The sequence below is a fragment of the Shewanella sp. BJSY2023SW007 genome (assembly GCF_047314525.1).
GTDB lineage: Bacteria > Pseudomonadota > Gammaproteobacteria > Enterobacterales > Shewanellaceae > Shewanella > Shewanella chilikensis.
Genome location: NZ_JBKORL010000018.1, coordinates 1 through 22056, shown reverse-complemented (window position 1 = coordinate 22056; position 22056 = coordinate 1). Strand labels below are relative to the sequence as shown.

18 protein-coding genes are annotated in these 22056 nt (G+C 53.1%); 17 read left to right on the top strand and 1 reads right to left on the bottom strand.

The genetic code is table 11. The features are described 5' to 3' along the window. Window positions 1-56 precede the first annotated feature (56 nt). The 11 genes from ACMHXE_RS03720 to ACMHXE_RS03670 all read left to right on the top strand — a co-directional run bounded on the left by ACMHXE_RS03720 (window position 57) and on the right by ACMHXE_RS03670 (window position 15328). Window positions 57-1106 carry a 3-oxoacyl-ACP synthase III gene (locus ACMHXE_RS03720; protein WP_096141333.1) on the top strand — a complete coding sequence of 350 codons (1050 nt, stop codon included), beginning with the start codon at window positions 57-59 and terminating at the stop codon, window positions 1104-1106. Between the two features lie 101 nt (window positions 1107-1207). Continuing rightward, a complete protein-coding gene (locus tag ACMHXE_RS03715; RefSeq protein WP_413731415.1) occupies window positions 1208-2194 on the top strand; it encodes an alpha/beta fold hydrolase in 987 nt (328 codons plus the stop codon). Window position 2195: 1 nt separating this feature from the next. Continuing rightward, window positions 2196-4067, top strand: a complete 1872-nt coding sequence (locus ACMHXE_RS03710; protein WP_413731414.1) for a fatty acid CoA ligase family protein — start codon at window positions 2196-2198, stop codon at window positions 4065-4067. Between the two features lie 112 nt (window positions 4068-4179). Continuing rightward, entirely contained in the window at window positions 4180-5250 is a 1071-nt protein-coding gene (oleD, locus tag ACMHXE_RS03705) for a 2-alkyl-3-oxoalkanoate reductase (RefSeq protein WP_413731412.1), read from the top strand. 145 nt (window positions 5251-5395) lie between these two features. Further along, window positions 5396-5539, top strand: a complete 144-nt coding sequence (locus tag ACMHXE_RS03700; protein WP_157822678.1) for a hypothetical protein — start codon at window positions 5396-5398, stop codon at window positions 5537-5539. A gap of 290 nt (window positions 5540-5829) precedes the next feature. Next, window positions 5830-6720 (top strand): ABC transporter ATP-binding protein, encoded by an 891-nt coding sequence (locus ACMHXE_RS03695; RefSeq protein ID WP_287590364.1) that lies wholly within the window; start codon window positions 5830-5832, stop codon window positions 6718-6720. 10 nt (window positions 6721-6730) lie between these two features. After that, window positions 6731-10288, top strand: a complete 3558-nt coding sequence (locus tag ACMHXE_RS03690; RefSeq protein WP_413731409.1) for an ABC transporter permease/M1 family aminopeptidase — start codon at window positions 6731-6733, stop codon at window positions 10286-10288. Between the two features lie 280 nt (window positions 10289-10568). Further along, on the top strand, window positions 10569-10874 hold the full coding sequence (locus tag ACMHXE_RS03685) for a hypothetical protein (protein WP_025009827.1): 306 nt from the start codon (window positions 10569-10571) through the stop codon (window positions 10872-10874). A gap of 234 nt (window positions 10875-11108) precedes the next feature. Continuing rightward, the gene (locus ACMHXE_RS03680) at window positions 11109-12830 is read left to right on the top strand and encodes a phospho-sugar mutase (protein ID WP_287590355.1); all 1722 of its coding nucleotides are present in this window, start codon (window positions 11109-11111) and stop codon (window positions 12828-12830) included. Between the two features lie 335 nt (window positions 12831-13165). Continuing rightward, window positions 13166-14188, top strand: a complete 1023-nt coding sequence (gene sohB, locus ACMHXE_RS03675; RefSeq protein ID WP_101055904.1) for a protease SohB — start codon at window positions 13166-13168, stop codon at window positions 14186-14188. A gap of 123 nt (window positions 14189-14311) precedes the next feature. Then, complete coding sequence (locus ACMHXE_RS03670) at window positions 14312-15328, top strand: AraC family transcriptional regulator (RefSeq protein ID WP_101096651.1); 1017 nt, start codon at window positions 14312-14314, stop codon at window positions 15326-15328. A gap of 93 nt (window positions 15329-15421) precedes the next feature. On the opposite strand, the gene ACMHXE_RS03665 is transcribed toward ACMHXE_RS03670, so the two are convergent. Continuing rightward, window positions 15422-15931: a diguanylate cyclase domain-containing protein gene (locus tag ACMHXE_RS03665; protein WP_165565220.1), complete on the bottom strand. Its 510-nt coding sequence runs from the start codon at window positions 15929-15931 to the stop codon at window positions 15422-15424. A 79-nt stretch (window positions 15932-16010) separates the two neighbouring features. Here ACMHXE_RS03665 and ACMHXE_RS03660 point away from each other — a divergent pair, with 79 nt between their 5' ends. The 6 genes from ACMHXE_RS03660 (at window position 16011) to ACMHXE_RS03635 (ending at window position 21643) form a co-directional block, all read left to right on the top strand. Then, the gene (locus ACMHXE_RS03660) at window positions 16011-17846 is read left to right on the top strand and encodes a DUF885 domain-containing protein (RefSeq protein ID WP_224867315.1); all 1836 of its coding nucleotides are present in this window, start codon (window positions 16011-16013) and stop codon (window positions 17844-17846) included. Between the two features lie 195 nt (window positions 17847-18041). Next, window positions 18042-18320 (top strand): peptidylprolyl isomerase, encoded by a 279-nt coding sequence (locus ACMHXE_RS03655; RefSeq protein ID WP_100145813.1) that lies wholly within the window; start codon window positions 18042-18044, stop codon window positions 18318-18320. Window positions 18321-18335: 15 nt separating this feature from the next. Next, window positions 18336-18869, top strand: a complete 534-nt coding sequence (locus tag ACMHXE_RS03650; RefSeq protein WP_224867314.1) for a GNAT family N-acetyltransferase — start codon at window positions 18336-18338, stop codon at window positions 18867-18869. 87 nt (window positions 18870-18956) lie between these two features. Beyond that, the gene (locus tag ACMHXE_RS03645; RefSeq protein WP_037475159.1) at window positions 18957-19178 is read left to right on the top strand and encodes an RNA-binding S4 domain-containing protein; all 222 of its coding nucleotides are present in this window, start codon (window positions 18957-18959) and stop codon (window positions 19176-19178) included. A 16-nt stretch (window positions 19179-19194) separates the two neighbouring features. Then, window positions 19195-19581 carry a ribonuclease E inhibitor RraB gene (locus ACMHXE_RS03640; RefSeq protein ID WP_025011246.1) on the top strand — a complete coding sequence of 129 codons (387 nt, stop codon included), beginning with the start codon at window positions 19195-19197 and terminating at the stop codon, window positions 19579-19581. A gap of 100 nt (window positions 19582-19681) precedes the next feature. Continuing rightward, complete coding sequence (locus ACMHXE_RS03635; RefSeq protein WP_101055909.1) at window positions 19682-21643, top strand: NERD domain-containing protein kinase family protein; 1962 nt, start codon at window positions 19682-19684, stop codon at window positions 21641-21643. The last annotated feature ends 413 nt before the right edge of the window (window positions 21644-22056 follow it).

Genomic DNA, 22056 nt, shown 5'->3' with positions numbered 1-22056 from the left:
CACGACCCCAAAAGATAACAAGGGCACAGAGCGCCCGAGAGAGTGATTGGCTTTTCATGAATTATTCCCGTGTGTATATCAATAGTCTGGCTTATGAGTTGGCGCCGGAAATGGTGTCCAGCCGCGAGTTGGAATCCCGGCTTGCGCCGCTTTATCAAAAATTCCGTATCCCTATTGGGCAACTCGCTGCTCTGACGGGCATTGAGGAGCGTCGTTGGTGGCCCAAGGGCTTCAAGGTCTCCCAAGGCGCAGTGTGCGCCGCCCAAAAGGCGCTGGCCGAGACTGGGCTGGATCCCAAAGCGCTTGGCGCCTTGGTATACACAGGCGTGTGTCGTGATCAGCATGAGCCGGCCACGGCCTGCGCTGTAGCTTCTGCCATAGGTATCGGGCGCGACTGCGCCGTTTTTGATATCAGCAACGCCTGCCTGGGAGTCCTGTCCGGTATTCTGGATGTGGCCAACCGTATAGAACTGGGGCAGATCCGCGCCGGTATGGTGGTGTCCTGTGAATCATCCCGGGAGATAGTCGAGGCGTCCATAGAGCAGATGCTGGCCGAACCCAGCATGGCGAACTTTGCGGCGTCTCTGGCCACTCTAACCGGCGGCTCAGGTGCCGTGGCCGTTATCCTCACGGATGGCAGCTTGCCGCTTACCACCTCCCGCAAGCATCAGTTGCTCGGTGCCAGTCAGTTGGCGGCGCCTGAGCATCATCAGATGTGTCAGTGGGGCTTTGTCGAGGTCGGTAACCGCCTCTACCGCGAGGTGATGCGCACAGATGCCGTTGCCCTTCTGAAGGAGGGGGTGGAGCTGGCGCGCCAGACCTGGGAGCAGTTTTTGCAGCAGCGCCAGTGGCTTGCCGGACAAGTGGATAAGGTTATCTGTCATCAGGTGGGGGCTGCCAACCGAAAACAAGTACTGGGCGCCCTGGGCATTGCCGAGCACAAAGAGTTTCCCACCTTTGCCCGCCTTGGCAATATGGGCACTGTCTCTTTGCCTGTGTCGGCGGCGCTGGCCCACGGTGAAGGCTTTTTGCAGGCAGGCGACCGGGTGAGCTTTCTTGGCATAGGCTCGGGACTCAACTGCATGATGCTGGGGCTGCGCTGGTAAGCCCTTGATACAGGCTTTAGACAATGCCATTTGACAATGCCCATTCGACAGAGCCCATTAGAATAGTGCCTAAATAACCAAAATTAACAACAGGATAGCCAATGGCCACCCTAGATACACTCTTCCCGTTCAAGCGTCATTTCATCACGCTCGGCGGCCACAAACTGCATTATGTGCATGAAAAACCTGCCGGGATTAACGGCCAACGCCCCGATGCCGTGGTGATGGTGCACGGTAACCCCAGCTGGTCTTTTTACTACCGAAACCTGGTGCAGGCGTTAAGCGACCAATATGAATGTGTGGTGCCGGATCATATAGGTTGCGGCTTGTCCGACAAACCGGGCGATGATGCCTATGACTACACGCTGGCGCAGCGTATCGACGATCTGGAAGCACTGCTGGATAGTCTGGATATTCGCAGCAATATCACGCTGGTGCTGCATGACTGGGGCGGCATGATAGGCATGGGCTATGCCGCCCGCTATCCCGAGCGGATTAAACGCCTGGTACTGCTCAATACCGCCGCCTTCGGTTTGCCAAAGAGCAAGCCCTTGCCGCTGGCGTTGAAAATCTGCCGCGATACCGCGCTTGGCACCCTGCTGGTACGGGGTTTCAATGCCTTCTCGTCCGCTGCTTCCTATGTGGGGGTCAAACGTGCGCCCATGGCCGCGGATGTGCGCCGTGCCTATGTGGCACCATTCAACTCCTGGCAAAATCGAATCTCGACTTTGAGGTTTGTACAGGATATTCCGCTCAAGCCCGGCGACAGAAACTGGGACTTGGTGCAGTCGATTGATGCCAGTTTGCAGCAGTTTACCCAGGTGCCGACCATTATTCTTTGGGGTCTCAAGGACTTTGTCTTCGACCGGCACTTCCTTGAAGGTTGGCAGCAGCGCTTGCCCAAAGCCGAGCTGCACGCCTTTGCCGACTGCGGCCATTATATTCTTGAAGACGCCAGTGATGAGGTGATAGCCCATATTCGCCGCTTTATTGATGAAACGGCAGTGGCAAAAAGCGCCGACGAACAAACATCTAACCCTGAAGAAAAGGCATCGGCGGGAACAACCTCTGCCGGGAGCGCTGACTGAGATGTTCCCACCCGCCGAAGACTCGCAAGTGGCCGCAAATGAACCGGCCCCAGAGGCAAACTCCGCCAAGGGGCACAACCTGTGTCGCCACCTGAAGCAGGCGGCCATTAACCAGAGCGAAGACCTGGCGGTTGCCGTGCAGCGTCGCCGCGCTGGTAAGTTCAGTTATCAGGAGCTTGATTTCAAGACCCTGGACAGCGACAGCGACCGGCTTGCCAGCGCCTTGCTCGACTATGGCTTTAAGCCCGGGATGAAAGCCGTGCTTATGGTGACTCCGGGGATAGAGTTTTTTGTGCTTACCTTTGCCCTGTTCAAGGCGGGGATCATCCCTGTGATGGTAGATCCCGGCATGGGGATCGCCAAGCTCAAGCAGTGTCTGGCCGAAGCCGAGCCCGACGCCTTTATCGGGATCCCCAAGGCCCATGTGGCCAGATTGCTGTTCGGTTGGGGCAAACCCAGTATCCGCTTGTTGCTGACGGCAGGTGAAGGCTTTCTTGGGCGTAACCCTCCTTGGGGGGGCAGCAGTGTCAGCCGTTTGTTGGCCAGGGCACCTGAGTCAGTCACGTTTCCCATGGCGCAGCTAGGCGCGCAGCAGATGGCGGCCATTTTGTTTACCAGTGGCAGCACCGGCACCCCAAAAGGCGTGGTTTACAGCCACGGCATGTTTGAGGCGCAGATAACCGCGCTGCGAAATGACTATGGCATTCGTCCCGGCGAGCGGGATCTGTCTACCTTCCCGCTATTTGCTCTCTTTGGACCGGCGCTGGGGATGGCATCGATAGTGCCTGAAATGGATGCCAGCAAACCGATAACCGCCAGACCGGAAAACCTGTTTGCCGCCATAGAGCACTATGCCTGCAGCAATATGTTCGTGAACCCCGCCTTGCTCGACCGTTTGGGACGCGGCGGAAACGGGCGCCGGCTGCACAGCTTGAAGCGGGTGATATCCGCCGGCGCACCGGCCGATCCCAAGGCGATAGCGCGTTTCTCCGCCATGTTGGCCGAGGATGTCGAAGTGCTCAACTCCTATGGCGCCACAGAATCCCTGCCTGTCTCCATGATTGGCAGCAAGGCGCTTGGCGCTACCGCCGCCATCACCGACAAGGGCGGCGGCATCTGTGTCGGTAAGCCGGTATCTGGAATAAGGGTCAGTATCATAGGGATCAGTGAAGAGGCTATCGACAGCTGGTCGCCGACTCTCGAGTTGGCGACGGGGGAGATAGGCGAAATCGTCGTTGACGGCGCTGTGGTTAACCAGAGCTACTATCGCCGTGAAGGCGCCAACAAGCAAGCCAAGATTGCCTATGAAGGCAGGCAACTGCATCGGATGGGCGATCTCGGTTATCTTGATGCCGAGGGCCGTTTATGGATGTGTGGCCGCAAGGCCCACAGAGTGGATGTCATTAAGGACGGTGAGCTACAAAAGCGCTATCTGTCCATTCCCTGTGAGCGGATTTTCAATACCCATCCTCAGGTTAAACGTTCGGCACTGGTTGGCGTTGAACTGATGCAGAATAAGCCTGGCGGCGGGGGGACAGTCCAAGAGAGCGCTTTCTCTTTTACTGCTGGCCCTGATAGCACTTTCCTTGATAGCACTTCCCTTGATAGCACTTCCCTTGATAGCACTGCGCCCGAAAAAGCGCCGCTTATCTGCATCGAGCTTGAGCAATCCCTGTCGCCAGCCGAGCAGCAACAGCTGTTTACCGAGTTGCAGGCACTTGCCGACAAGCAGCCACTGACCCGGGGCATCAGGCATTTTATGTTGCATCCGGGGTTTCCCATGGATGTACGCCACAATGCCAAGATATTTCGCGAGCAACTTGCCGTTTGGGCTCAAAAACAGTTGGATGGAAACGGCTGGAAGCCAAAATAGATAACAGAGACAGAAACCCACTATGGCCACATCTGCACCACAATCTCAATCACCTGAGTCAATAGCCTCGTCGCAGGATTTGCCAGCTGTTTTGTCACAAGAGACTGCGGCTTTGTCACAAGAAACCGGGCATGATGAACTTCATCCCGAGCTGTTGGCGCTGGCCCGGGAACTCGCGACCCGAGTCAAGCGGGTGTTGGTGACAGGCGCCGGAGGCTTTTTGGGAGAAGCCATATGTCGGCCGCTGCTGGCCGCCGGTATTCAGGTAGTGGGGGTGGCCAGGGGCCATTATCCGGTGCTCGAGGCCATGGGCGCCACCATGGTGCGCGCCGATATTTGCGACAAGCAAGCACTGAAACAAGCCCTCGATGGCTGTGAGCTTATCTTTCACGTTGCCTCCAAGGCAGGAGTCTGGGGCAGCAGAGCAAGCTATTTTCGCCCCAATGTGTTGGGGACAGAAAACATCATCGCCTGCGCCCGTGAATTGGGGATTGGTTATTTGGTCTATACCAGTACGCCGAGTGTCACTTTCGATGGCAAGGATGAGGCCGGTATCGATGAATCCGTTCCTTACGCCAGGCGTTATCTCAACCATTACGGGGCCTCCAAGTCGGAAGCGGAAGAGTTGGTGTTGGCCAGTGCCAAAGAGGGCTTGAAGACAGTGGCCATTCGGCCGCACCTGATTTGGGGGCCTGGCGATCCTCATCTGGTGCCCCGCGTGCTGGAGCGAGGCCGCAAGGGCCGGCTCAAGTTGGTGGGCCGTGAAGACAAATTGGTGGACACCATTTATATCGACAATGCCGCCTTTGCCCACCTGAGTGCGGCCAGGAGCCTGCTGGCTGAACCTTGCCGCTGCAATGGCAAGGCCTATTTTGTCAGTAATGATCAGCCCCTGACTATGGCGGCCATGCTCGACAGCATTCTTGCCTGTGACAATTTACCCGCGGTGGAAAAGCGGGTACCGGCCTCTCTGGCCTACGCCATTGGTGCCATGCTCGAAGGAATATACCGACTGCTGGCTATCAAGCAGGAGCCGTTGATGACCCGCTTTGTCGCCAAACAGCTTTCCTGCAGCCACTACTACGATATCTCAGCCGCCAAGCGCGACTTGGATTACAGGGTCATCGTCAGTATGGAGCAGGGGATGAATAAGCTAAGGCGCTCTCTTGGTCACTCGAGCTAAGGAAGGTGCGAATAAGTCCTCGTGGCCTTCACTTTTGTAGAGAGTGGCTTACACAGCAATTGGCGTTCAAGGCATCTGACTGAAGGCATGCCGGGGCAAGTCGAAGTCGGCTTCCCTAAGCTCAAGAAAATCATAAGCAAATGATATGTTGCAGCTGTTGTCCGGCACAAAGCCGGCGCTTATTTATATCGAGTTCAACGCCAAACGTATCAGGCTCACCCTTGCCGACAGTCGTCATAGTCTGGGGCAAGTCAGCCTTGAGCCCCTTCCTGAGGTGGCGCTGCAATAACTGAAATAGTCCAGCCAAAGTACCGCACATAGCGTAATCCATCACCGGCGACATCCTTTGGAGCGCCAACCAGGGGCGCCCGATCAGGATAATCCATGTATCTGCTAATTCTTCTTGATGACGCCGCAAGCCGTTGGCAACCAGCACAAGAGAAACTATTCAGCAAAAAGTTATCGGTGTTAGCGAACAAAGTATGTTAAATGGTTGATTGTTTGTTACAATTTTTGCGGATCGCAAGGTTTAAATCATGCTAGCTTGGTGATCATTTATCTCTCCGGCATGAGGAAACTATGCTCAGTATCGAAGCCCTAAGCAAGACCTATGACAACGGTGTTAAGGCACTGGATAATGTAAATCTACAGGTAGACAAAGGGATGTTTGGTCTGCTCGGCCCCAACGGTGCAGGCAAATCCTCTTTGATGCGCACCATAGCCGCATTGCAAAGTGCCGATAGCGGCAGCATTAGTTTCGACGGCATAGACATTCTCAAACAGCCGCAAAAATTGCGTCAGACCCTGGGGTATCTGCCGCAGGATTTTAATGTTTACCCCAGGATTAGCGCCTGGGACTTGCTCGATCACCTGGCTATTCTCAAAGGGATCAACAACAAGGGTGAGCGGCGTGAGATGGTGGATGGCTTACTGGCACACACCAACCTTTATCAACACAAGAATAAGGCGGTCAGCGGTTTTTCCGGCGGTATGCGTCAACGTTTCGGGATTGCGCAGGCGCTGCTTGGCGACCCCAAGCTGTTGATTGTCGACGAACCCACCGCCGGCCTGGATCCTGAGGAGCGCAACCGTTTCCACAACTTGTTGGTGAGCCTGGGGGAAGAGAAGGTGATTATCCTCTCGACCCATATAGTGGAAGATGTCTCGGAGCTTTGCGCCAATATGGCGGTGCTCGCCGCTGGTCAGATCCTGCTGCAGGGCAATCCCATGGAGTTGGTGGCCTCTTTGGAGCAAAAAATTTGGACTCGCACCGTCAGCCAGGCCGAGGCCAGCGAGCTTGAACAACAGCTCAATGTGATTGCCAAACGCCTGTTTGCCGGCCGCACTGTGCTGCATGTCTGGGCCGATTCGGCGCCGGAAGGTTTTACTCAGGCAACGCCGGGGTTGGAAGATCTTTATTTCAGCACCCTGCATAGCCACCGCAACAGCACGCCGGTTCAGGCTGCCTGAGGAACTGCCCATGTTTGTTTCCATGTTACGCTTTGAATGGCGCTACTATCTGCGGCAGCCATCTTTTTATGTTGTTTCTTTGCTGTTGTTTTTAATCAGCTTTCTATCCGTTGTATCCAACAATGTGCAGATAGGTGGCGGCGGTGAGGTGCTGAAGAACAGCCCCTTCAGCATTGCCCAGACCCTGTTGATCATGAGCTTTATCTCCATGTTTGCCGTGGTCAACTTTGTCGGTAGTACAGCGGTGCGCAACCAGCAGCACGGGATGGAGGAACTGATCTATTCCAAACCGCTGACACCGCTGGCCTATCAGTTGGGGCGTTTTTTCGGCAGTTATCTGGTGGTCATGGCGGTGTTTTCCATGGTGCCGCTGGCGATGTGGCTCGGCTCTTTTATGCCTTGGGTCGATGCCAGCCGTTTCGGTGAAAATCGGCTTAGCTATTATCTGCTGCCCTTGCTGCTGTTGGCCGCGCCGAGTCTGCTGCTGATATCGGCGCTGTTTTATGCCATGGCCAGCCGTTTTCGCTCCATGATGGGTTTGTATCTGACAGCCGTAGCACTGCTTATTATCTATAACCTCACCGGCGAACTGGCCAGCCAGCCGCAGTTTCGCACGCTGGCGGCCATGTTGGATCCCTTTGCACTGCGCACCTTTGCCGACCTTACCCGTTACTGGACCATAGCGGAGAAAAACACCCAGTTGGTGGAGCTGACCGGTGTTATGCTCAGCAACCGCGCCATGTGGCTTTCTCTGGCGGTCATCTTGCTGCTTGTAGCCAAGGTCTGGCGCCAACCAACACTTACTCGCAAGAAGGACAAAGGCTCCGGCAAGCTGTCTGCAACCCCGGCATTGCAGCCCTTGCAGCAACTGAGCCGTGCAAGCTCGCCATCGACTTCGGCGCAGTTCAAGGCCCGAGTCGGTTTTGAAATCCGCCAGGTGCTTTACACAGCACCGTTTGTGATTTTGGGGCTGCTCACCGTTTTTAACCTGGTCGGGCCCATGTTCGGTGATTTTGGTTGGTATGGCACCTCCAACTGGCCGCTGACCCAGGACATGGTCGATAATATTGCCGGGGCCACCGGCCTGCTGATGGTAATAGTACTCATCTACTACAGCGCCGAGATTGTCTGGCGTGAGCGCAACTCCGGAATGGGGGATATAGTCGACAGTCTGCCGGTGCCAAATCTGGTGTTCTGGGCCTCCAAACTGGTGGCTGTGGTGTTGGTGATGGCGCTGCTGTACCTGTTGGCGACCCTGACCACAATTACTTTCCAACTGATCAAGGGGCAGTACAATCTCGAACTGGCTCAATACGCCATCAGGCTGGGATTTTACTATCTGTTGCCACTGCTGATGTCGGCGGTTCTGGCGTTCTTCTTTCAGGTGCTCAGCCCGAACAAATATGCCGGTATGGGGCTGTTTGTCGCCTACTACCTGACGACCTTTGTGATGGCCAGTTGGGGATTCGGCCATTCACTGTATAACTTTGGCGCTTCCCCTTACCTGGTCTATTCGGATATGAACGGTTACGGCTGGGGACTCTTGAGCCACAGCCTGTATATGCTCTATTGGGGCGGTTTCTCTCTGCTGCTGTTTGTGCTGGGTTATGGTCTCTATCACAGGGGACCGAAACAGCCTCTGAAATACAGGTTTGCCCTGCTGGGTGGTCAACTGGGAGCCAAGGGACGCTTGCTGGCGGCCTTTGGGGTGTTGCTGTTTGTTGCCAGCGGCAGCTATCTCTTCTACCAGACCAAGGTGGTCAATCATTACTATACCAATGATGAGGAAACCGACCTGCGCGCCGACTATGAGAAGAAATTCAAGCAGTATGCGTCTTTGCCTGTGCTGACCACCACTGCGGTCAAGGCCGACATTGATATCTATCCTGAGTCACGGCGAATCGAGGCCGATATCAAGCTTGATTGGGTCAACAAACAGGACAAGCCGATAAGCAAATTGCTGGTCAGTCTACCGTCCCACACCCGCGCGGAAGATCTCAGCATCACCTTGCCGGGGGCGACTCTGGGCGAGTTTGACGATAAATTCAATGTCAGTTGGCTGGTGTTTGACAAGCCGTTGCCGCCGGGGGAGAAAATCAGCGGCCGCATTCATTTGATTCGGGAAACCCAAGGGGTTGAAGAGTCCAACTTCGATCTGTCCGTGGTCGAAAACGGCACCTTTATCAATAATATCGAGCTGCTGCCTCAGTTTGGGTATCAGGAAGGCTATGAACTCAGCGATCGCCACGAGCGTGAGAAACGTGGTCTTGAAGACAAACCAAGAGCCAATAAGCTGGAAGACACGCGCTTTTATCGGCAGAACTTCTTTGGCGTAGACGGCGGCTTTATCGACTTTGAAGCCACGGTTTCCACCTCAGGCCAGCAGATGGCACTGGTGCCCGGATACCTGCAGCGGCAATGGCGTGAAAATGGTCGCAACTTCTTCCATTACAAGATGGATAGCCCCATGGTTAACTTCTATTCGATCCTCTCCGGACGTTTCGAAGTGGACCGGCAGAAGTACAAGGGCATAGTGATCGAGGTGTACTATCATTCGGCCCACTATTGGAACGTGGAGCGAATGATAGAGTCGGTGAAAGACTCTATCGACTATTACACCCAGGCTTTTGGTCCCTATCAACACAAGCAACTGCGTATAGTAGAGTTTCCCGGTTATCGCTCCTTTGCCCAGAGTTTTGCCAACACTGTGCCTTACTCTGAGCGTATCGGCTTTATCGCCGACCTGCGCAACTCGGACAATATTGACCCCGTCTATTATGTGACGGCCCACGAAGTGGCACACCAGTGGTGGGGGCATCAGGTTGGCGCTGCCGATGTACAGGGCAGTGCGGTTATCTCCGAGAGCCTGTCGCAATACTCGGCGCTGATGGTGATGGAGCACAAGTATGGCCCGCAGATGCTGCGCCGCTTCCTCAAGTATGAGCTTGACCGCTACCTGCGAGGTCGCTCATCGGAAAGCAAGGGCGAACAGCCGTTGCTGCGCAGTGAAGGGCAGGGCTATATCCATTACCAGAAGGGCTCGGTGATCATGATGGGGATCCGTGACCGCCTGGGTGAAGAACGGCTCAATGCCAATTTGAAGGCATTCCTTGAGCGTTACAAGTTCCGCGGCGATCCTTTCCCGACCACTCTGGATCTGCTCAGCTATCTGAAACGGAATACGGACGGTGCCGAGGCGCGTTTCATTGAGAACTCCTTCTCTGAGATCAGTCTCTATGACCTGCGTCTGACCGAGGCCAAGGTAACCGAAACGCCGGAAGGCCAGTTTAAAGTCAGTCTGGATATCTATGCCCAGCGCCGGGTCGCTTCAGAGAAGGGCGCCGAGCAGGAAGTACCGCTGGATGAATGGATTGATATAGGCGCCTTCAAGGTCAACCCGGACAAGCTCAAGCAGGATGATCAGGTGTTGTCGCTGCAGAAATATCGGCTCAAGAGCGGAGAGAACCATCTCGAACTGGTGCTGAGCGAAAAGCCTGCCTATGTCGGGGTCGACCCCTTCATCAAGCTGGTGGACCGGGATTCAGGGGATAATATTTTCAATTTTTAGAAAACCTTATAATAATTTCTGACGTTTTGCTAAATGCCTCGCAATCAAGTTTGCGAGGCATTTTCGCCTCATGTATTCCCCATCAATTCAGCTGTGCAATTCGGTTTGAAGGCTATTCAACTCCTTAGTTTGCTGTGCTCGACTATAGTTTATGAATATAGCCAGCCGATGACTAACTAACTTGGCTCGCCATAGGCACTCTATGCCATCGCCAATTTGGCTGGGTTTCAAACGGCTGACAAAGCTTTGAGTGGCTCAAACTTCTATAAGGAATGGGATTATGTCTATGGTCAGTGCCAAAGAGTTTGCCGACTGGCTTTACAAGCGCTTCGAGCAGGTAGAGCATGGGGTAAGCATGAGCCGTGAGGATATCAACCAGCTAACCGGGCGGCAGAATTTCTCCATGGTGTTTGTCCATGATATCCACTACGAATTGATGCAGCACGGTATGGCGTTTGTGACAGACACTTCTCGTGAGCAGTTCTTTCTGGTGCGCGTCTGTCCCATGCCCTGGCGGCAGCAACTGGAGCAGCAATTTGACAAGGAGATCTTCAACAATGTCATCTCCATTAATATGTCCCGCTGAAATAGTTGCACCTATCTGTTTGTAAGTCACAGGTGTTATGAAAGCCGAGAGCTCAACCTTCCTTAGTCCTTAATTGCCGCTGTAGACACCCCAAACTGACGACAAACAGCTAACTTAAACCGGAAGAGGGGCTCTAAAGCCTGAGCAAAATCATAAAATTAATGCAAATTCACTTGTCGCGGACCTGAGATTTTCTTACTTTGGAATGAAACTGATTATCAAAGAGGCCACCCTATGAATACTCATCTGGAGCTGCAACTGAAACATTGGCTGGAGATAGATCCCGACCCTAAAACCCGGGATGAGCTATTGAGTCTTAAAGCCGAAGGCAATGAAACTGAATTGGCCGCCCGCTTTGCCGGCCGTTTGGCCTTCGGCACCGCCGGTCTCAGGGGCGTGGTCGGCGCCGGTCCAATGCGAATGAACCGTTTGGTTATCCGCCAAACCACAGCGGGCCTGGGGCAGTATCTGCTCGCCCAGGTTAAAGATGCCGCCAGCCGCGGTGTGGTGATAGGTTTCGATGGCCGCCATGATTCACGTACCTTCGCCCATGATGCCGCCAGCGTGTTGACCGCCATGGGGATTAAGGTGCGACTCACCGCCAAAGTGGCCGCCACGCCGCTGGTAGCCTTTGGGGTGAAACACTTTGAAGCTGCCGCCGGCATCGTAGTGACCGCCAGCCATAACCCGCCGCAATACAACGGCTACAAGGTTTATTGGGGGAATGGCGCGCAGATCATTCCGCCACACGACTCAGGTATTGCAGCCTGCATAGATAAGGCTGCCAACGAAGAGCTGCCTTGGCTGGAGCAGAGTGAAGCCACCAAGCAGGGTAAACTCATCTGGCTGCAGGATGATTTCTATCAGGACTATCGCCGCGGTGTGTTCCATGCCGATGTGTTGCAGCACAAAACGGCGCCCGAAAGGGTGAGCCTGGCCTATACCGCCATGCATGGTGTTGGTGCAGAAATGGCCAAGACAGTGCTCAAGGATGCCGGTTTTACCCAGGTTTATTCTGTCGCCGCCCAAGAAAAACCGGACGGTGACTTCCCAACGGTTAAGTTCCCCAACCCGGAAGAGAAGGGCGCCATGGATCTGGTGATTGCCGAGGCCAAGCAGCATCAGGCGATGCTGGCCTGTGCCAACGATCCGGATGCAGATAGGCTGGCGGTGGCCGTGCGCCGTGATGACGGCGAATATCAAATGCTTACCGGCGATCAGGTGGGAGCCTTGCTGGGCCACTATTTATTGTCCAAGGCGCCGGCCAATCAGCGTCTACTGGGAACCACCATAGTCTCTTCAACCTTGCTCTCCAAAATCGCCAAGGCCAAGGACGGTGAGTTTTATACCACGCTCACAGGTTTCAAATGGCTCACCAATGTTGGTATGCAGCGACAGAGCGACAGCAATAAATTCCTGTTTGCCTATGAAGAGGCGCTGGGCTACACAGTGGGCAGCATGGTGTGGGATAAGGACGGCCTGTCGGCGCTGGTGGCTTTTGCCCAGCTGACTGCCGAGCTGGCGGCACAGGACAAAACCATCTGGGACAGACTGGAACAACTCTATCGCGACTATGGCTTGCACCTCAATACTCAGGTGAGCATAGCGCTTAAGCCGGGAACGCCGGATATCGGTGCCCATCTGCGGGCCAATCCTCCCGAGTCCATCGCCGGTATGGCGGTATTGGTGACCGAGGATCTCAAATCGGCCGAGCGGCGTTACGCCGATGGGCGGCGGGAGATCATCGAATTACCGGCCAGTGATGTGCTGACTTTCCATCTTGAAGGCGGTGCCCGAGTGATAGTAAGGCCTTCGGGAACCGAACCCAAGATCAAGTGCTATTACGAAGTGGTTGAGCCTATGAAGGCAAGCGACAGCCTGGCTGATGCTGAAAGCCGCGCCAGAACAGCATTGGATGCTTTCGTCAGTGGCCATCAGGCATCGTTACCCAAGTAGATACTCGCACCGGCGATATTTTACATAGGAATTGATTCATTTTGAGAGTGAAAGAAAGGCATTAACGAATACAAGCGCCAAATGCGGATTAGTTTGCCACTTCTTTAGATAATCAGGCATGTTCGACTCACAACTTGGCCGAAAAAATAAAACGGCGTTTTAATAGGCAAACGATAGAGACAACGAGGGCTTTAGAGGGACTTTCAAACTCCTTCTGAAGCCCTCAAGTTTATTGATGTTCGCTTAACTGATTTGCATCGGGTTTTTTTATCCGTAAAAGGACTGCTAGAATAGCGCAATTTTGTGTGCTTTCTCGCAGTGAAAGGAACCCCTTAGTGGAATTTTTATACGAGTACGGACTATTTCTTGCCAAGGCGATTACCCTGGTGGTTGCTATCGGCGCCATAGTGGTGATTGTGGTGGCTTCGGCAGTAAAACAAAAGAGTGACAGGGGCGAGTTGAAACTGACTCATCTCAGTGATGAACTCAAATCGCTCAAGCATCATCTCAAGGCTGAACTCTTGGGCAAAAAGGCATTCAAGGCCTATGAGAAACAACTCAAAGCGGAGCAAAAAGCCCATGACAAGGCACTGGATGCCGGGGACGTCAAAGATCCCAAGGTATATGTCGTCGAGTTCAAAGGCGGCATAGAAGCCGCCGAAGTCGCATCGCTGCGGGAAGAGATCAGCGCTATTTTGGCGATTGCCGAGGAAGGTGATGAAGTTGTAGCCAGTGTTGAGAGTGGTGGTGGCATGGTTCATGGGTATGGCCTGGCTGCCAGCCAACTGGACAGGATCCGCAGTGCTGGATTGCCGTTGACCATATGCGTGGATAAAGTGGCTGCCAGTGGCGGTTATATGATGGCCTGCGTTGCCGACCGCATTATTGCTGCACCGTTCGCTATCATAGGCTCCATAGGTGTTGTTGCCCAATTACCTAACTTTAACAAGCTGCTGAAGAAGCATGACATTGATTATGAACAGCATACCGCCGGCGACTTTAAGCGTACCCTGACACTCTTTGGTGAGAATACTGATGAAGGCAGAGCCAAGTTTCAACAGGAACTGGAAGAAACCCATTTGCTGTTCAAGGACTTTGTCGGTCGCTATCGGCCGCAACTGGAGCTGGACAAAGTGGCAACAGGTGAGCATTGGTATGGTCAGCAAGCTATAGAGCTGGGACTCATAGATGAAGTGGGCACCAGTGACGATCTCTTGCTGAAGCTGGCCTCGGATCGGACTGTGATCAAGGTAAAATATCAGCTGCGTAAGAAACTGGCTGACAAGTTGGCTCACAGCGCTTCTTTGATGCTTAATGCCTGCTATAACAAGTTGGCTGAGAAAAATCGACCAATCTAACCCTTGATATCTCGCTAACTCGATAATCAGACCCCGGCTTCCCGGGGTTTTTTATGCGGTACGTCTTTAATTCTCTTGCTGGATACGCTAAAACAGTTTTGGGTGATTAACAAAAAGATAACAATGGCAATGCAGATCAAATACCGAGCCAATATGATGGTTGGGGATCAGGCGTACCCGGCTTTTGAACTGGCCAACCTTATTCGTTTTATTCAGTCACAATTGGGAACCGAGGCTACCGAAGAGCTATGCCAGCACATAGGCACGGGTATCAATGAGCTCAAGGAGTGCCAATGGGTAAGGGTTTGGCAACTCAGCGCCACGATAGCGTTTTTAATGCAGCGCAGCCGACGTGAGGATGTTAGCCTGCTGGCCGGTCTCTACACTCGGGTAACTGACTTGGGCTTTCTGTTGCCTTTGCTTGGAGAATGTCGGAGCCTTGGTGAGTGCCTGGAGTTTGTGCTAAATCATCCCAAGTGGGTGGGAAGTTTTGCTGATCTTTTACTGCTGGAGGATGAGCATCAAATCAGCCTGCGCTGGCTCAATACCGGCCGGGCCGAGCCGTTAATCTATCGTGGCGAATTTCTTCACAGCATAGGCGCACTGCTGAGTTTAGCGCGGGAGTTGACCGGCCAAGAGATCGTTTTTAACGCTATCAGTATTACCGGCACCTTGAGGCCGTCTGCAGGCTTGGCAAAATTGGCCAAGCGGGTGGAGTTTCAGAGTGATTTCAATGAATGGCGCCTCGACAAATCTTGGTTGGCGCTTGCTGTGGATCTGACTCAGTTCTCGGCTCGCAGTCAAAACTTTGAGCAGCAGAGTTCGCTGATTGAAAAAATTATTGACGAACTTGATGGCGATTTCCCCTTTGTGCCAACGCTGGAAACCATGGCACTCAGGCTACACATGAGCAGTCGTAGTTTGAGGCGCAAGTTGGCAGCCCTGGGCAGCAGTTATCAACGCCTGGTGGATCAGCAAAGGTGTCAGCGAGCGGTAAGCTGGATCCTCGAAGGCCAATTGTCGGTGAGCGAGATTGCCGAGCGTTTGGGGTATAGCGATAGTTGTCACTTTCGTCAAAGTTTCAAGCATTGGCTCGGGTATCCACCCGGTTATTTCAGCCGTTTGGGGCAGCAAAACTAACCAAGGCCAGGTTCATTTTATCCTGGCCAGTTTAGTCATCAATAATCTGCTGTTGAGACCTTTGCGATTCTGCGATAAACCTTTTGCAATGATTCAGTGGATCTCTCTGACACTGGAAAGTGTGTTGTCTTGCTGTTCCAACTGATGGGTTAGGGTTTCAACATCAATAAACAGGGTTTCGGGTTTCAGTTCTCTGCTGGGTTGGCAAATACAGGCCGCCAGGCGGTAGTCCAGCTGCAGGTGATGAAATTTGTTATATTCTTCGCTGAACTTGTTGATTTTCTCATTAATCCGTTCAATTACCTTCTTGGCTCCCATCTTATCGACGTTGAATAGACCGAGGGCGAACAGCTGGTGGTTCATGCGTCCCAATAGATCAGTATTGCGCAGCAAGGCTTCCTGCACCTGTTTGGCAAAGAATTCCAGCAAGTGAGGTTGGTTAACTGTTTCATGTATGTGAGGGCAAAGATACAATAGCGCCAGACTCTGGTGATCTCGCAGATGGCGAAACCATTCACGGTGAAAGACTTCCATAAAATAGGTTCGGTTATAGACCCCGGTTTCCGGATCCCTGAAACCTGAGTTACTGAAGGAATAAATCATGGGTTGGCTCCGAGCTAGTGACTGCTACAAGTATAGTTAACCAATCCATCTACTGAGTTGTGACAGGAGAATAACGACAATGAAAAAAGGGTTTTTGCTGTGCTCTATTATTTTGGCGTTGAGCGCTTGCTCCAAAGAGGAGAGCAGTTTGGTGACTCAACCACAGCTGGAGCAACAGCCCGCTGCGGCAATGGTACAAACGGCAGAGCAGGCTTATCTTGCCATGGTGGATCAATTTTTTAAGGACTACCTCAAGCTTGAGCCCATCTACGCCACCTTTGTCGGGGTCAATGACTATAACGATACTTTCGGTGGCGACCTCTCTGAGGCTTACCTCAAACAGCGCCATGAACTCAACAGCCGCTACGCCGCCCAGGCCAAGACCATAGATAAACAAGCCTTGCCAGAACAGTTGCAACTCAGTTACGACATGTTTGTCTATGACAGGGACATGGCTTTGGTGGATGAAACCTTCCCCAGCCGTTTTATGCCGATAAGCCAGTTCTACAGTACAGTGATTACCATGGTGCAGCTTGGCAGCGGTGAGAGTGCTCAGCCTTTCAATACCCCGCAGGATTACGCCAACTGGCAGCTGAGGGTGAAAGGTTTTATCAATTGGACCGAACTGGCGAAACAGCGTATGGATGAGGGCATTGCCAGCAAGGTTGTGCTGCCACGGGTATTGGTCGAGCGGCTTATACCTCAGTTGCAGGCACAGTTGGTGGATAAGCCTCAAGACAGTATCTTCTACGCCCCTGTGACCAAGATGCCCGAGAGCTTCAATGCCGCCGAGCGCGCCTTGATTGAGCAGGAATATCAACAGATGATCAGCCAAGAATTGCTGCCGGCTATCGCTTCTCTCAAGCAATATTTTGAACAAACCTATCTGCCGGCCTCGCGGGCCACTGACGGTTGGTGGGCGCTGCCTAACGGTAAAGTCTGGTATCAACATCTGGCCAATGCCCATACCACAACCACTATGGCGGTGGACGATATTCATCAAATCGGCCTCAAGGAAGTGGCACGGATCCTCGATGAAATGGACAAGGTGCGCCAGCAAGTGGGTTTTGAAGGTGATCTCAAGGCCTTCTTTGCTTCACTGTCATCCGAGCCCACGTACTTCTTCAGTGACAAGCAGGGCTTAATTGACGGCTATATGGTGCTCAAGGACAAGATCAATGCCGTACTGCCCGATTACTTCAATGTGATGCCCAAGGCCGATTATGTAGTGAAGCCGGTTGAAAGCTTCCGTGAAAAATCAGCCGCCGGAGCCTCCTATGAAGCACCGGCCGTCGATGGCAGTCGTCCAGGGGTGTTTTACATCAACACCTATAACCTGAAAGCTCAGCCCAAGTGGGGCATGACCACTTTGTCATTGCATGAAGCGGCGCCGGGTCACCACTTCCAAATAGCCATCAAGCAAGAGCTGCAGGGCGTGCCTGAGTTCCAGCGTTTCAGCGGTTACACCGCCTTTGAAGAGGGCTGGGCCCTCTATGCCGAATATCTTGGAATAGAGATGGGGCTGTTTGAAGACCCGTACCAGTATTTCGGCAAGCTCTCGGATGAAATGCTGCGAGCGATGCGTCTGGTGGTGGATACAGGCCTGCATGCCAAGGGCTGGAGCCGCGAACAGGCGATTCAGTATATGAAAGACAACTCTCCGCTGGCAGAAAGCGACATTATCGCCGAGGTGGAGCGCTATATGGCAATTCCTGGTCAGGCACTGTCTTATAAAGTTGGTCAGTTGAAGATCCTGGAGCTCAGAGCCCGGGCCGAGAAAGCCCTGGGGAACGACTTCGATCTCAAGGCCTTCCACGATCAAATTATCACCACTGGCTCCTTACCCATGGCGGTGATGGAAGCCAAGATAGATCTCTGGATAGAAAAACAGTTGAAGCAGAAAGCATCAGCCTGAGACCAAACTTAAGTTGGGTCTTTGATAAACAAACTAAAAACGCCGTCATCTGACGGCGTTTTTATATTTAATTCAAGGCCTGCCATTATTGCTGTGTCAGTTAACTTCTGACACAGAATGATATTATACTGGCCGAGTTTGTTTGGTGAACCACCGAAAAAAGGCCACTTGGCCAAGATTACTGAGGAGCAAATTATGGTGCAGGCAACAGCAAGACATCTACTGGTAAAGACCGAAGAGGAATGCGCCAGCTTGAAACAACAGATTATCGATGGCGCCGATTTTGCCGAGCTGGCCCGTAAACATTCCGCTTGTCCTTCTGGAGCTCAAGGCGGCGAGCTGGGCTCATTCGGTCCGGGTATGATGGTGCGTGAGTTTGATGAAGTGGTGTTCAGCGCGCCGCTCAATGAAGTACAGGGGCCGGTGAAAACCGCTTTTGGTTTTCACCTGCTTGAAGTCACCAGTCGCGGTTAAGCCCGGGTCAAGCAAGTGATAGAAATCTATACCGATAGACTCAGGCTCAGGACTCTGACGGCGCAAGATTGGCCGGCGTTTCTGGCACTGCATTGCGATCCTGAAGTGGGCCGCTTTGTCAGAGATCCCGAACCCGTTCCACTGCTCAAAGCCAAGTTTGAGCAGCGAAGCCAGCCTTGGCGTTACGAGTCCGGGGATTGGCTGACGCTGGTGATTGAAGAACTGGGTAGCGACTGCTTTGTCGGCTTGACCGGCTTTTACTGTGTCGATCCTGAGCTGGCGCAGGCCGAGGTAGGTTACCTGTTGCATCCGGATATGCAGGGGAAGGGCTATGCCACAGAGTCGCTACGCGGGGTCATAGATTGGGGCTGTTTGAGCTTCAATATTCATAAATTCATCGGTCACTGCGCCAATGACAATCTGGCTTCGGCCAAGGTCATGGAAAAGTGCGGCTTCGAGCTTGAGGGAATATTGCGGCACAACTTCCGTATCGGCGATCTTTGGGTGGATGACAGGGCCTATGGCCTGCTCAGCGATGAGCGTCGTTGACTTCTCTCCCCCAAGCGGATGCTTGCTGCTATAATCCGCCCCAAATCGAGTCAATTCCAGTAAGGCAAGGTCACAGTGACACAGAAAATGAGCGAATTCACCCTCAATAGCGGCGATGAGTATATTGAGCTTTATAAGGTGCTGAAGGCAGAAGGCATGACCAGTGCCGGCGCCGAGGCCAAGCATGTGATTGCCGAAGGGCTGGTGCTGGTCAATAACGAGGTTGAAACCCGCAAGCGCAAGAAACTGCTGCCGGGCGATCTGGTCAGCTTCAACGGCGAAACGGTTAAAATAGTGGCGGCGCAATAGGCGCAAGGGGAACAGAATGCAATTTCCAGATGATGACAACGGCAAGATGCTGCAGGCAATGCAAGAGTCGGGTATCGACTTGAGCAAGCCTTTGGATGTGGACTTTTTCCTGGTGTTTGATGATCAGCGCGACGCTGAATCGGCATTGGAAGACCTGAGTCAGTCCGAGCAGGCAGGTGAAGTTGAGCTGCAGTTCAATGAAGAGATTGAAAAGTGGGAACTGATTGTCTGCATCAATATGGTGCCCGAGTATCAGGCTTTGGTGGCGCGCGAAACTGAGCTGAACAGCTTTGCTGCCGAGTTTGACGGCATGACAGATGGTTGGGGCGTGATGCAGCATCAGGACGGCGATGACGAGTTTGCCGATGATGACCACGAGTGTGATGAGCACTGCCACCACTGAAGATAAGTGAATTTTTCCTGAGCCACCCAAATTTGGGTGGCTTTTTATTCTCTAGCTTTTTATTCTGCCCCCACTGATTGCCAATCTCAGGGAGAGTGATATGGCCAAACACATCAGTTTTGGAACCCCGGTCAACGACGCCGAGCGCTGGGCCTTTGAACTGCTGGGTGATGAGTTACCCAAAGATTATCTGCTGCTGACCAATATTGAGATCCCGACTCAGTCCGGGCAAGCGATGGAGGTGGATGCTCTGGTGGTCGGCGAGTGGGGCGTGTATGTCATCGATGTCAAAGGCTATATCGGCCGGCTTAATGCCGGTCTGCACGCCTGGTCGCTGGATGGCCGCGAGGTGGACAACAGCCTGTCCAAGGCCAATTATGTTGCCAGAGTGCTGGCCGGTAAGCTGAAGAACAAGATCCCGGTCGGTGTCTATGCTCCCTGGTGCCAGGGCATGGTATTTGTGACAGGTCATAAGGGCGAAGCCATAGAGCTGGAGAAGCAGGACTGTGCCCTGAGCATCTATACCCCAAGGCAGATCATCGCTGCGCTTACCAAAGAGTGGGGCCTGACGGCTCCCCATAAGCACCAGATCAATCAGCGTCAGAAAGAGGCGGTGTTGGACACTCTGGGGCAGGTGGCCCTGGTGGAACAACGCAACAATAAAATACAGGATTTTATCAAGCTCAAATGCCTGTTCCTGCAAAGTGGCCTCGAAGTCTGGCAGGCCGAGTATAATCCCGGCGGCTGGACCGCGCCCTGGCTGCTGAAAATTCTGATCCCTACCCATTTCGAGCAGCTTTCTGAAGCAAGACAGCATGAAGAGCGGCTGCGGGGTGAGTTTCAGCGGTTACAGAAACTGTCCGGTTGCAGCGGCGTGCCTTACTCTGCGCCCCTTATTCAGGATGGCGAGCAGTTGGTGTTGCCTATTCGCATGCCAAGAGGTGTGCCTATTCATCTGCTGGAAATCGAGCGGCTCAGCATTTATCAACTGCTGGAAATATTGCGCCGTGGGGCCACCAGTCTGTCGCAAATTCATCGGCGTAATATCTGTGTCGGCGGCTGGGATGAGCACTGCCTGTTTATCGGTGATGATGGCGAAGTCGAATTTATCGATATCCGTGATGACATCAGTATCGATGAGGATCTTAGGCGCTATGCCGAGCGATTTTTACCTCTGGCGCTGGCCACTCATCAGCCACGTATCTACCTCTGGTTCCAGCGGGTTGCGGCAGGGCGGGGCGCGGATCTTGATGAGCTTAGAGCCGATCTCAGCGCGCTGATTGAAACCGGAGTCTGTGACAGCCTGGATAGCGATACAGAGATAGCCGAGGGCAGCATTATCGACCATCACTTCCGGCTTGAAGAAGTCATCTATCAGGCCGCTCACAGTGAACTCTGGCGCGCCACTCACCTTCAGGGACAGTTCGATGTCGGGCTGTCTGTTTATCGCTTTTTGCAGCAGGACTGGCCCGGTCTGAATCATCAATACCGCAGCCTGAGCCGCATCTATCACCCTAATGTTGAGCGGGTATTGGCCTTTGGCGAACTTGGCGGCAGCGACCGGGTCTTCATTGCCAGGGCCTGGGAGCGGGGAGTTGCTTTGGATTGCGCCGAGATCCAATCGCCGCAACAGGTGATAGGCTGGTTTCGGCAGTTGCTGACGGCGCTGCAGTATCTCCATAGATTGGATATCTTCCATAGTGCCATCTGCCCGAAGAATATTATCTGTAATGGCGACAGCGCCGTGCTTTTGAACTTTGGCTTGGGTCAGGATATAGCGGCCAGACACTATGCTGCTCAATATGCCGACCCGGATCTCTGGGCCCTTGAAGGGGATGCCGAACGGGATCTCTATGGTTTGGTGGCCAGTTTTATTGATGTGTTGACCCCTATAGAGCTCAAGGGCGATGCCGGCCCTGCGGGTATGCTCAGGGCCCTCGATGCTTTTGATCCCCGTTGGTTGGGAGAGTCTTTGTTTGCCATGTGTTACAAGGTGCTGCGCTTTGAGGTCAACCTGACAGACAATGATGACTATATGCCGCTATTTGGTTTTAACTCATAAGCAGCACAACTACGAGTGACAACTGAATATGAATGCATCATGCACAATTTAACTCGATTTTGGGTAAATGATTATTTTGGACATGGATGATAAGAAACAAGAAATGTGACGCCTGTGCAATCAAGGTGATTAAGTTATCCAACGAAACTGCAGGTCATAGTGTTGAGCTCCTAATCCAGTCTCTGGCTTTGAGTCTGAGAGGAAGGATGTTTATACCTATCGTCAATGTAATACCGAAAAATATTGTAATTGGATCTTGAGTTTGCTGATCACTTCGGAAATTAACATCCACATTAGAAACAGCCAAACTACAACTGGGCCCGAATTCAGATAATAAGTGCACCACTCATGGTTAAACGGTGAGGAGAGATCAACTGCCTGTTGGTGATACTCTGTAGTCGCCAAACAAACAT

Excerpts from the sequence above, each read along its gene's own strand:
- ACMHXE_RS03720 (WP_096141333.1), top strand. The coding sequence starts at position 57 with ATGAATTATTCCCGTGTGTATATCAATAGTCTGGCTTATGAGTTGGCG.
- ACMHXE_RS03715 (WP_413731415.1), top strand. The coding sequence starts at position 1,208 with ATGGCCACCCTAGATACACTCTTCCCGTTCAAGCGTCATTTCATCACG.
- ACMHXE_RS03710 (WP_413731414.1), top strand. The coding sequence starts at position 2,196 with ATGTTCCCACCCGCCGAAGACTCGCAAGTGGCCGCAAATGAACCGGCC.
- ACMHXE_RS03700 (WP_157822678.1), top strand. The coding sequence starts at position 5,396 with ATGTTGCAGCTGTTGTCCGGCACAAAGCCGGCGCTTATTTATATCGAG.
- ACMHXE_RS03695 (WP_287590364.1), top strand. The coding sequence starts at position 5,830 with ATGCTCAGTATCGAAGCCCTAAGCAAGACCTATGACAACGGTGTTAAG.
- ACMHXE_RS03690 (WP_413731409.1), top strand. The coding sequence starts at position 6,731 with ATGTTTGTTTCCATGTTACGCTTTGAATGGCGCTACTATCTGCGGCAG.
- ACMHXE_RS03685 (WP_025009827.1), top strand. The coding sequence starts at position 10,569 with ATGTCTATGGTCAGTGCCAAAGAGTTTGCCGACTGGCTTTACAAGCGC.
- ACMHXE_RS03680 (WP_287590355.1), top strand. The coding sequence starts at position 11,109 with ATGAATACTCATCTGGAGCTGCAACTGAAACATTGGCTGGAGATAGAT.
- ACMHXE_RS03670 (WP_101096651.1), top strand. The coding sequence starts at position 14,312 with ATGGCAATGCAGATCAAATACCGAGCCAATATGATGGTTGGGGATCAG.
- ACMHXE_RS03665 (WP_165565220.1), bottom strand. The coding sequence starts at position 15,931 with ATGATTTATTCCTTCAGTAACTCAGGTTTCAGGGATCCGGAAACCGGG.
- ACMHXE_RS03660 (WP_224867315.1), top strand. The coding sequence starts at position 16,011 with ATGAAAAAAGGGTTTTTGCTGTGCTCTATTATTTTGGCGTTGAGCGCT.
- ACMHXE_RS03655 (WP_100145813.1), top strand. The coding sequence starts at position 18,042 with ATGGTGCAGGCAACAGCAAGACATCTACTGGTAAAGACCGAAGAGGAA.
- ACMHXE_RS03645 (WP_037475159.1), top strand. The coding sequence starts at position 18,957 with ATGAGCGAATTCACCCTCAATAGCGGCGATGAGTATATTGAGCTTTAT.
- ACMHXE_RS03640 (WP_025011246.1), top strand. The coding sequence starts at position 19,195 with ATGCAATTTCCAGATGATGACAACGGCAAGATGCTGCAGGCAATGCAA.
- ACMHXE_RS03635 (WP_101055909.1), top strand. The coding sequence starts at position 19,682 with ATGGCCAAACACATCAGTTTTGGAACCCCGGTCAACGACGCCGAGCGC.